Here is a 10708-nt window from a genome sequence, read left to right as displayed (position 1 = left end):
AAACGCAGCTTTGGCAAAGGTATTGACCTTATAAAGCTGCTTTTCTACGCATTTACGCTGAGTGCTTTAGCTTAATTCATTTACTTTAAGACTCAACTGCTTTAAACGCAGCATCTAAGGTATTCCAAGTATTAACAAAATGGCAAAATAGATCAGCCGTTTTTTCCACATCATAGACAGCCGAGTGCGCTTGTGAGGCATCCCAGCCCATACCCGCTGCTTGGGCAATACGTGCAAGTACCGTCTGCCCATACATGACTGCCCCTAAAGTCACCGTATCAAGGGTACTAAAGGGATGGAAAGGATTACGTTTACTATCCACGCGATGCGCCGCTGACTGCACGAAACCAAGATCAAAGGGCGCATTATGCCCCACTAAAATAGCACGATTACACTCATTGAGCTTTACCTCTTTACGCACAATACGAAAAAATTCCTCCATTGCCTTCTCTTCTGGCACAGCTAAGCGCAGTGGACTAAAAGGCTTAATACCATTGACCTCTAAGGATTTAGGATCAAGGTTAGCATTAGGAAAAGGTTCTATGTGCCAATTATAAGTGCGGTAACGGCGCAGCTCACCTTTTTCATCAATACGCAACACAACCATTGCTAATTCAAGCAAAGCATCACGACGATTATCGAATCCACCTGTTTCCACATCGACAACAATAGGAAGAAAACCGCGGAAACGCCCAGCAATGGGTACAATATCTGTTTCTGAGTTCATGGAGCAAAAGCTTACCGGATAAAGTTAAAAATAAATAGGGGACTTTTATTTTTAACTTTTAATTATGTTTTTATAAAACAAACACCTAATAACTAATAAAATCACTCATATTAGCGTATTAGCATTTATACCTAGGGAATCTGTATCAGCAAGTGGTTCCAGTGTAAGAGTAAACTAGTTGCCAGCACAACAAAAATATAGTCTTTTTAATATTTTTAATGACTAAAACCATGGAGTTAATAGCTGTATTAACTTATTAACAAGCTATCTGGATTTGACTTAAAAGGATCTACCACCTTAACATGTTTATGGGGCTTTAAAACATGATATATTTCAAGCTTGCCCCTGCACTGACTAAGATAAGTTTTATACTCTAACGGATAAAGTCATCTTCCAAACAAGGATTATAACGTGCTTAAATTTCTACCGGGTATTTTATTATTGCAAATTGTGACGGTAGCCCTAGTGCTACTTTTCCCTATTAATGCCGAGGGTTGGGGGTGGCTGCGTGTGCTAGTACCTTTATTAGTGGTAGGAGTATTAACCGCCTTTTGGTTTCATGCAGTAGAAGGACATCACCACAAAGACGAAATTATGCGTATTAAGGAGCGGCATGCTGAGGAGCGTGAGCGCATTAAGGTTAATGCCGAACGAGCTAAAACGCGGGCGGTGAAAGATACTCAAAAAGAAATCACTAAAGAAATGAGCCGCGAGCTGACCCGTAGCTCTGCTAAGGCTAATTTTAAGGTGGGGGTGGCGGTCGCAGGTGTGGCCAGTTTTGGTGCGTTTTTATTAATGACCCAATTTTTAACCTTAGGGGTTATGTTATTAGCCACCGCTGGGGGTACTGCGGGCGGGTATGTCTTGCGTATGCGCCAAGAAAAACAACGGTTAGCAAAAGAAAATGAGACCGCCGTATTATTACCGAACCAGCCTAAGCAAATTTTATTACCCAAAGGGCGGGCTAATAACTCCAATGCTTAGAGCAATGCCTCCAATGCGGGTACACAAGGTGTGGTAATTTTTAATTGAGCTAATTCATCCGCCCGCGTCCACCCCGGATTAATCAGCACAATCGGCTTTCCGAGTTCACGGGCTTTCACACAAAACCGATAGCCCGAATATACCTTCAGTGAACTCCCCACCACGACTAAAGCATCAGCCAGCTCCAAAGCCTGCATACACTTAGCTACTCGTATACTTGGCACTATTCCGCCAAAAAACACTACATCAGGCATTAAATCTCCACCACATACACTACAATGAGGTGGGTTAAACTGTTGAATAATTGCACCATCTAGTTCAGCATCGCCATCGGGACGTACTTCAATACCTAATCCCATAAAATGAAGATTTTCACTTTGCATTCGAGCCTGTAATTCAGCACGCTCTACTAAGGTGCCACAACTCAAACACACCACACGAGATAAATTACCATGTAAATCAATGACTCGTTTACTACCTGCCCGTTGATGCAGATTATCTACATTTTGCGTAATTAATAAACTGACGGTTCCCCGTTGCTCTAATTCAGCCAAAACCGAGTGTGCTCGATTAGGTTGAGCTTGCCCCACAGTTGCCCAGCCCAAAAAGGAACGCGCCCAATAACGGCGGCGCATGTTCGCATTTTGAATAAATTCCTGATGCTGAATCGGCTGATAGGGACGTTGCCATATGCCCTTTTCATCCCGATAAGTAGGAATACCAGAGGACAAACTAACCCCTGCTCCCGTTAACACTACCCAGCGAGGATACTCTGCCGCAAATTGTTGTAATGCCACTACCATCCCACTACCTTTAACCGTTCGGTATAAAAATATGAACCTATCGCCCTAGTGATGAAAATTAATACGGAATTAATTTCCTATTAGTATGATAAGCCCCATGTCCATTACGCGCTTACACTAAATCTTGGTCATTTTACTATTATTATAATTACTTGAACTTAGAGGCTAGCATGTTTAATCCAAATCATTCACAACAACTCCAAACATCGATTATGCAAGCGATTAATGACCTAATCGTGCAATCCAAGACCAATACTCAGAGTATTCTTGAGCACCAAACCCACATTCAAACCTTCAAGCAAACCCTAAAAGCACTACAAGACTCCAGCAACGTTGCTGATGCCGAAGATTCCCCAGCGACATTAGAGCAAAGTCGCAGTCATGCCATCCAAGAAGATTGCCAAACACTAACCGTCTCTATTGATCAAATCAGCTCAAACCTCAGCAAAAAAAACACTAAACAGGCACTTGATTTGATTGATCCTTTTATCAAAAACAGTCAGCTCTTAAAGACACGGGTTGAGTATATCCATGAGCTAGAACAATTACTCAGTGATTTTGAACAAGAAAAACAGGTACGCTCACGCTTACAAAAAGTCGCAGCCGCTCTTGATCTGTCAATAGATATGCCTGCTCAAACCACAGTTGCTAACAACTTACCTAATACCTTCAGCAGTCATACCACACTTGAAGCTGCACAAAAACCTGTGCCAGAAACTGAAGTCAGCACGGCTACAGCTACAGAGCCGGCACAAAAAACGGAAGACAGCACCACTACCTATTCAGAACTCGCAGAAAAAGCAGAAACTAGCGCCATTACCTCTCCAGAATCCGTAGAAAAAACAGAAGTTAGCACCACAAAGCCTGAGCCAGCCAAAGAAACTGTGTCAGAAACTGAGCTATCACAGCCTGCTATTATTTCTAGCACTACAGCAGCAGTAACTGAAACACCCCCCTCCTATGCTAGGCACAGCTTTCTTAGCTCTGAAACATCTCAAAAAATGGATAACACTGCGGATAAAGCCGAAAAGACTATTGAGGCGGATCAATCTGTATCTGTACAAATCCATATGGATGCCCCTACCCCTGCTCAGGACAAAAACTGGGATAAAGCGGAGGGTCTAGACCTAGATTTAAGCCATAATAGTGTGCTTGAGTTAGAAAAACTATTAAACCCAGAACCCAAAACTCTCAATAGCACAGATAAACTCGATTTTAACAAAATCGATGTTACGGCTATAGGCTCCAGCTCTAAACATAAAGATATACTACAAGAGGCAGCCGATCCCCTTGATTCTTTTGAATTAGACGAGGATACATTGAGTGGCAAAACCCTACAGGATGACTTAGATAGCTTATTATTAGAAGCGGAAATGCTAGAAAAACAAGCGAATCTTAAACGCTCATCTTCTACTGCAGGTGCGTATCCACTCTCAACTTCGTTTTTGTATAAATAATACTACTTTTTAGTTACCTAAAAATAATCATAGTTTTTTGTCTAAAACATACTCAGCAGCAAGGATGCTGCTTTTTAGCTAATACACCTGATATAAACGACGATAATGATTCGTTTGAGTGCAAATACGGCAATAGTTAGGCGAGGCTTGCTGGGTGGGATAATGAAACGGACTACCACACGCTTTGCAATGAGCGGTGGTTAACGCTAAAGGTTCTGGAGCTGGTTTTACTGCTTCAATTTGCAATGCTTGCTGATCACAACCATCCACACAAACACCACAACCATTACAACGCTCTACCTGCACTTGATAGGCTAAAGTATCGGCCTGTTGTTCGAGTTTAAGGGCTTGTTGGGGGCATAATTGCACACAGGCATCACAACCATTACAACGCTCGGCATTAATTATTGGTACATAAGGGAAGGTCACACCTGCCGTAGTATTATGAGGTAAGCGGGCAACCCAGGTAATACTCTGGGCAGGAGCCATCATCTCTGTCGTTAACTCCCCTTGCTCCACCGTTTCTGCTACTAAAGTCACTGCTTGACGAAAGAATTGCCGCCGACTGGTAGCCGTTTGATCCGCTTGCACTGTCATTAAATGCTTGTGATAGGATTTGAGTGCGGTTTGATCGAGTTGTGTAAGTTGAATAGGTTCTACCTGCCGGCTCTCTAGTAGTTGATTAAGGCTATGTAGTGTCTGTTGCAAGGTAGCTGTTTTACCAAAGCGCTCACATTGCTCGCACTCGCCACTCGCTACATATAGATGCCGATAACCTAATTGATAATACTCTGCTAAAGTACTTAGACTAAAAATATGCAGGCAAGGCACCACTCCCTTACCTGCTTTAACCCCATGACAACGTTCACAGTAGGCTAATAGTGATTTATGTTGATTGATTAGGCCTAACAATGGGTAGTGAGTTTGTACTAACGCTTGTTGTGGACAGGCAGCCACACAAAGTCCACAGCTATCACATAAGGTGGTATCAATCCTTAATCCACCCTCATCTAACCTCCAGGCCGAGGTAGGACAGCTATCGACACAACGCGTACAACTGGCAATTTCGCAATGTTGATGCACACAGCGCTCAGGAATAATATCCGGTATCTTCCATTCACGCTGAGTTTGTCGCAACCATGACAATGACACCATCATGCAATCCTTACCAACTGGGCGCACTACCTGGGTAATAACGCAGAGGTTGAACCCCACTAGCGGCTAATTGTTGTGTCCTGAGTTTAAGCTCGATGGCTTCGATACTAGGACGGGCTACACCTAAAATCATGGCTATTAATTCGCGCAACTGTTCTACATATAAAGCGCTCGTTAAAGCCAAAGAACTATAAAAGGGAGTAGCACAGCGCAGCGCTACTCGTTTGCCAAAAGGCAATAACCAGCGTAACAAATGCTCATCCATGAATTGCGCCACCTCTTCTAAGACTTGGCTATCCTGTTCACTCGACACTTTGTCGAGTAAATAGGCTATAAACAACAATTCATTGACTAAATGGTCATCCGACAGTTTGCGCCAATTCGGAACCGCTAAATTATGCCGAGCATACCACTCACGTACTTCAAACATCGGTTGCTGGCAAGTAAGCTCCTCATCATCCAACCAAACCGATTCATTAGGTAGACCATGTAAGCTGCCATTTAAGTAAATATCCGCAAAATCGGCTGCCAAATCATCGACTAATGAATCCGGTATGGGATTAGGCCAGCTTGCCATACCCACACCTAATTGCTCTACCGCCAAGGCTAAGGTGTGATCATAGGAACCTAAGGCTAAGAGTCCCGGAAAACCAATGTCCAATAACTCCCGCATGCGCTCTCGCGTCAATTCACTAGCATGTAAATCCGCCAATAAACGCAAGTCGGTCGCTATTACCTGACAAAATTGTCCTAGCACTCTCTCATCTTCTAGTAAATGATTAGCCATTAGTTTTACCTGTCTCCGTAGGAGCTGCTGGAGCAGGAGCTACTGGAGCTGCACCCGCTACAACACCCTGACTATGTGCCACGAACACTATAGAAGGATGAGTGAGTTCTGGATTTGCCATGCCTTTGACTTGTCCTACCACTGTCTCATGTTCAGCTCGCGCTTTAGTGGGATAAGTACCCGCCCGTAATTGATCAATAGGGCCAATGTCTAATACCCGCATCATACAAGCTTGCACACAGTACGGTTTACGTCCAGCCTCAATCTCATCCACACACATATTGCACTTAGAGACAATATTTTGCTCAGGGATAAATTGGGGTGCACCAAAGGGGCAAGCCGCTTCACAACGCCGACAACCAATACATAGGGTCGAATCAATATCGACAATCCCATCCTTTTCGCGCTTAAAGATTGCACCTGTGGGGCAAGTCGGTAAACACGCAGGCTCTGCACAGTGATTGCAGGACATATTGACTTTATACGCATAGACCTGCGGATAAGTCCCACCCTCAACATACATCACCCGACGGAAACGCGGCCCCGGAGGTAGACCATTTTTATCCTTACAGGCAATCTCGCAGGCACGACAACCAATGCAATCGACATTATTATGAATAAAGCCGAGTTGCTGCACGGGCTTAACGGGCGTATAGACTGCTTTTTTGCGCCGGACAATCGCTTCTTTGATTGCGCCTTGATCTTTAACTACTTCATTTGCCATGATGCTTCTCCCTAAAGATCACGCCGGAATACGTGGCTACGTGAAGTAGCTAACTGATCCCAACCCGGTTTATGTGCCAAATCCGTCTTTTTAATGTCAGCCAAAACAGTGTTATAAGCAAAAGCGCCTGCTGGGCTTGGCTCATCTAGGGTCAACATATCGGGATTACCTGCGCGGTCAACACCGTTTTCATCTAAATCAATCCACGCACCCTCATGAATCACGAGCACACCGGGCATACAACGCTCGGTTACATAAGCTGGTACGACCACCCGCCCACGATCATTGAATACCTCGACCGTATCACCCGTTTTAATACCGAGCTTTTTAGCATCCGAGGCATTAATCGTCACCTCTTGCTCATAGGTTTCGCGTAACCACCCAATATTGTTAAAGATCGAGTGTGTCCGCCAACGAGGATGTGGTGAAATTAAATGGAAGGGATGTTTCTCTACCTTATCCTTAGCACCTAGGTATTCCCAAGGCTCAATCCATTTTGGAATGGCTGGAATCTCATGACCATAGGCGGTCTTAGTCCAATCATCGTATTGCGCTAATTGACCGGAAAAGATTTCAATTTTCCCCGATGCAGTAGGCCATGGTGTACCCTTTTCTACATTGTCTTGGAAAGCAACATGGGGGCGTGGCAGAATAAATTTATACACACCATGCTTTTTAAACTCATCCCAAGGCATTTCCACATGTTGATGTGCCATGACCTTATTTTCCCACCATTCACGCAGGTAGAGTTCATCGACCTCATCAGGATTGAGGAAGTAATCACGGTTAGCTTTAGGGTTATAACGTTTACCAAACTGTTCGCCGCCTAAGCGCCATGCTAATTCGGTATAAATTTGCAGGTCGGTTTTACTCTCACCCATAGGCTCAATGACTTTAGGGCGGTGAATGTAGTAATGCCCTTTATACCAAGGCAAAGCCACATCATGACGCTCAAAGTGAGTCGCTACGGGGAATAGTACATCCGCATATAAACCCGATGGAGTAATCGTGGCATCATTACACACCACTAGCTCCAATTTTTTCATGGCTTCAATTTCTTTATTAATATTGGTTAATTGATTAAACCAATCGGAACCTTGCCAGAAAATACCGCGAATATCAGGAATGACCCCATCACCCGCGCGTCCACCCGGCCACAAGCCGATGTCCTCACGCTTCACATTGGGGTAATTCAGCACACAATGCGCCCAACGGTCGGACTTAATCGACTCATAAAACACATTGGCAAATTCATCATAAGGATAAGCTACACCTTCAGCATGCCATGCCTTACCAATGCCCTCGGAACAACCACCGAGCACACCGATATTTCCAGTCATAGCCTGCAAAGCAGCAGCCATACGATTATATTGCTCACCATACGCATTACGCCCCGGTGCCCAAGACGCTTTTAAGGCTGCTGGTTTGGTATTGGCATAGAGGTCGGCTAGCTTTTTAATATCTTCGGCAGATACACCACAAATAGCAGAGGCCCATTCAGGTGTTTTAGGCGTATTGTCATACTTACCTAAGATATAATCTTTGAAGTTCTCTTTGCCTTTCGCCCAGTCTGGCATAGTACCCTCATCCATACCTTGCACAAACTTATTAATAAAGTCCTGATTATGCAGGTTATTGGTAAAGATATAGTGCGCCATACCCGCCATCATGGCGGCATCGGTATTCGGGCGAATCGGAATCCACCATGCATCATAGGCAGCGGCAGAATCGGTATATTGCGGGTCAACTAAAACAAACTTACAGCCTTGTTGCTTAGCCATACGCATGTAATAAAAAGTATTGCCCCCATGGAAGGTATAAGCCGGATTCCAGCCCCACATAATGATCAGTTTAGAGTGGGCAAAGGCATCATCTTCATTACCATCCTCAATGGTGCCGAAAGTAATACGTGAGCTAAACTTTGTGCCTTCATAGGAGGGAACCGACCACGAGCTAGTACGGCAGCCATACATACCCAAAAAGCGCCCTAATAAGCCCTCAATTTGGTCTGATTTATGTAATACCCCATAAGAGGCTCCTGCATAAGACTGATCGAGTAAAGCGGTAGGCCCATACTTGGCCTTAAGCTCTTCCATTTTGCCTGCAACAAAATCCAAGGCAGTATCCCAAGAGGCACGCTTAAATTTACCCTCACCCCGCTCACCTACTCGTATCATGGGATAGAGTAAACGCTCTTGTGAATATAAACGTGACCGATAAGAACGCCCCCGTAAACAGGCACGAATTTGCGGTTCTTCAAAAGTATCTTTGCCAAATTCACCATCTTTCTGATAACGCCCATCATCGGTAGACAAGCGCACGATCACATCACCTTTTTTATGCGCGACTAACATATGGCGTGAGCCGCAGTTATGAGCGCAACTGGTAACGACGGTAGTTAAGTCATTATCACGGGGATAAGGCTCATAAGCGAAAGCTTTAGCTTCTTTAGGCTTTACGGCTAACCCACCCGCTGCTAGGGCAGCAGAACCTAAAGCAGAGGTTTTTAAAAAGGTACGGCGATCCATTTGTAAAGCCGCTTTTAATTTATCTTTCCAATCAAGTGTAGTCATGGCTGGCTTCTCATGGTTTAGTTGCAGTAGCAGGTGCTGGAGTAGTCCCTTGAATCACAAATCGATAGTCGGACTCAGTAGGGCGATCTTTTGCCCAATCGGGTACAGCACCGCTGCCCGGCCAAGGATGACGCGGATAAGGGAAACTAATGCGATACCAAGCTCGTCCACCATGGCAACCATAGCAACTATCACTACTAGCCATGCCTTCTTTTTCGATTTCATGCGCTTTTAGGAAGTTAACTTGATGACGATTAGTCCGAATCGCTGCATGGCATAATAAACAGTTATTTTGGAAAGCAGCCCCACTTTGTGACCAAGGCCCAGGTAACCCCATCACTTCATGAGGAAATTGTCCATGACACATTAAGCATACTTGTGGATTCACCATTTTGCGTAGGGTTAAATCACTTTGCACATCAACTGATCCTGTACCTGTTTCCTCACGCGGATCATTACCTTGATGACAAGTAATACATTGCATAGTGGCTACTTTATTAATAAAAGGTGCGGTTAAATGACGTTGGTGAAAGGTCATTTGCTCACCTTGATAGGTATCTAAGGTTTGATACCAGGCTAAGGTATCCTTTTTATTTAACCCTGCCGGAGAGCTATCACGTACCTTACTAGTCAGTACTTCTTGATGGCATTTCAGGCACTCGGCATTACTGGCTTTTTCAATAGCTGGCTTAAAGTGAATCGGATCCCAACGCGCATTTTCATAATTAACTTTTACTGGCTCTGGGGATACTTCACTCAATAATTTATCCGCATTGGTTTGCGTTTCTTTAGCAATTTCCTCATTAGAGACTACCGCAACAGCAGGACTAGGTGCGACTGCTGTTGGCGCAGGATCTGGTGTCGATGTTGTAGCAGCCGGGGCTGTAGCTGCTGAGGTAGCAACCGTTGTAGTATTTTCAGTGCTAACACTGGTACTAGTATTTGTAGGTGTTGCAGGTACACTGGAGGTGGTCGCTGCCATGTAATATTGACTGAGTAATAGTTCTGGTGCTTTTTCCTTGCCGAACAACAAGCCCCCTCCAATAGCAGCCAAGCCACCAACCCCCGAAAGAATGGCGACAGCTAAGGCTACCAGCGGCCACTTTTCCCTACCTGAATGCATAATAGCGACTCCCTGTGTGACTGGGTTACAAAAACCGTAGTTTCTGTAACCCAATGAGCGATGAGTATGAGTTAATTAATTTTTTGGAGGAACCCAGTTTTGTCCTTGCATACCGGACATACCTGACATGCCACCCATTCCGGACATGCCGCTCATGCCACCCATTCCGGACATGCCGCTCATGCCACCCATTCCAGACATGCCGCTCATGCCACCCATTCCAGACATGCCGCTCATGCCACCCATTCCAGACATGCCACCCATGCCTGACATGCCACTCATACCTGATTGAGCAGGTGCCCACTCCAGACATGCCCAGCCTTCAGGAACACCAGCCATTCCGGACATACCGCTCATGCCACCCATTCCGGACAT

The 10708-nt window shown here is 44.9% G+C and carries 10 protein-coding genes; 2 read left to right on the top strand and 8 right to left on the bottom strand.

Annotated elements, in window-relative coordinates:
• Positions 1-85: 85 nt before the first annotated feature.
• On the bottom strand, positions 86-727 hold the full coding sequence (rnt, locus tag A3IK_RS0110035) for a ribonuclease T (protein ID WP_020559855.1): 642 nt from the start codon (positions 725-727) through the stop codon (positions 86-88).
• A gap of 411 nt (positions 728-1138) precedes the next feature.
• Between rnt and A3IK_RS0110030 the strand changes: the two genes are divergently transcribed.
• A complete protein-coding gene (locus A3IK_RS0110030; RefSeq protein WP_020559854.1) occupies positions 1139-1711 on the top strand; it encodes a hypothetical protein in 573 nt (190 codons plus the stop codon).
• On the opposite strand, the gene A3IK_RS0110025 is transcribed toward A3IK_RS0110030, so the two are convergent.
• Complete coding sequence (locus A3IK_RS0110025; protein ID WP_020559853.1) at positions 1708-2514, bottom strand: NAD-dependent protein deacetylase; 807 nt, start codon at positions 2512-2514, stop codon at positions 1708-1710. The two genes, A3IK_RS0110030 and A3IK_RS0110025, sit on opposite strands and share 4 nt — an antisense overlap.
• 170 nt (positions 2515-2684) lie before the next feature.
• Between A3IK_RS0110025 and A3IK_RS0110020 the strand changes: the two genes are divergently transcribed.
• Complete coding sequence (locus A3IK_RS0110020; protein WP_020559852.1) at positions 2685-3971, top strand: hypothetical protein; 1287 nt, start codon at positions 2685-2687, stop codon at positions 3969-3971.
• A 78-nt stretch (positions 3972-4049) separates the two neighbouring features.
• Here A3IK_RS0110020 and A3IK_RS0110015 read toward each other — a convergent pair whose 3' ends face one another.
• The 6 genes from A3IK_RS0110015 to A3IK_RS21565 all read right to left on the bottom strand — a co-directional run.
• Entirely contained in the window at positions 4050-5129 is a 1080-nt protein-coding gene (locus tag A3IK_RS0110015) for an ATP-binding protein (RefSeq protein WP_026220912.1), read from the bottom strand.
• Between the two features lie 7 nt (positions 5130-5136).
• Positions 5137-5913 carry a TorD/DmsD family molecular chaperone gene (locus tag A3IK_RS0110010; protein ID WP_020559850.1) on the bottom strand — a complete coding sequence of 259 codons (777 nt, stop codon included), beginning with the start codon at positions 5911-5913 and terminating at the stop codon, positions 5137-5139.
• Positions 5906-6637, bottom strand: coding sequence for a 4Fe-4S dicluster domain-containing protein (locus A3IK_RS19145; RefSeq protein ID WP_020559849.1), 732 nt, complete (start codon positions 6635-6637; stop codon positions 5906-5908). The genes A3IK_RS0110010 and A3IK_RS19145 overlap by 8 nt, the downstream gene beginning before the upstream one ends.
• Positions 6638-6648: 11 nt before the next feature.
• The gene (locus A3IK_RS0110000) at positions 6649-9210 is read right to left on the bottom strand and encodes a molybdopterin-containing oxidoreductase family protein (RefSeq protein WP_020559848.1); all 2562 of its coding nucleotides are present in this window, start codon (positions 9208-9210) and stop codon (positions 6649-6651) included.
• Positions 9211-9220: 10 nt separating this feature from the next.
• The gene (locus tag A3IK_RS21570) at positions 9221-10333 is read right to left on the bottom strand and encodes a hypothetical protein (RefSeq protein WP_020559847.1); all 1113 of its coding nucleotides are present in this window, start codon (positions 10331-10333) and stop codon (positions 9221-9223) included.
• 75 nt (positions 10334-10408) lie between these two features.
• On the bottom strand, positions 10409-10708 hold a 300-nt coding region (locus A3IK_RS21565), incomplete at its 5' end, for a hypothetical protein (RefSeq protein WP_020559846.1).

Source organism: Thiofilum flexile DSM 14609, from assembly GCF_000380185.1.
Taxonomy (GTDB): Bacteria; Pseudomonadota; Gammaproteobacteria; order Thiotrichales; family Thiotrichaceae; genus Thiofilum; species Thiofilum flexile.
The sequence above is the reverse complement of the archived record's forward strand: the minus strand, read 5'-3'. Positions and strand labels throughout refer to the sequence as shown.

Bases quoted from the DNA above. Each gene is read 5' to 3' on its own strand.
- rnt (WP_020559855.1), bottom strand. From the start codon at position 727: ATGAACTCAGAAACAGATATTGTACCCATTGCTGGGCGTTTCCGCGGT.
- A3IK_RS0110025 (WP_020559853.1), bottom strand. From the start codon at position 2,514: ATGGTAGTGGCATTACAACAATTTGCGGCAGAGTATCCTCGCTGGGTA.
- A3IK_RS0110020 (WP_020559852.1), top strand. From the start codon at position 2,685: ATGTTTAATCCAAATCATTCACAACAACTCCAAACATCGATTATGCAA.
- A3IK_RS0110015 (WP_026220912.1), bottom strand. From the start codon at position 5,129: ATGATGGTGTCATTGTCATGGTTGCGACAAACTCAGCGTGAATGGAAG.
- A3IK_RS0110010 (WP_020559850.1), bottom strand. From the start codon at position 5,913: ATGGCTAATCATTTACTAGAAGATGAGAGAGTGCTAGGACAATTTTGT.
- A3IK_RS19145 (WP_020559849.1), bottom strand. From the start codon at position 6,637: ATGGCAAATGAAGTAGTTAAAGATCAAGGCGCAATCAAAGAAGCGATT.
- A3IK_RS0110000 (WP_020559848.1), bottom strand. From the start codon at position 9,210: ATGACTACACTTGATTGGAAAGATAAATTAAAAGCGGCTTTACAAATG.
- A3IK_RS21570 (WP_020559847.1), bottom strand. From the start codon at position 10,333: ATGCATTCAGGTAGGGAAAAGTGGCCGCTGGTAGCCTTAGCTGTCGCC.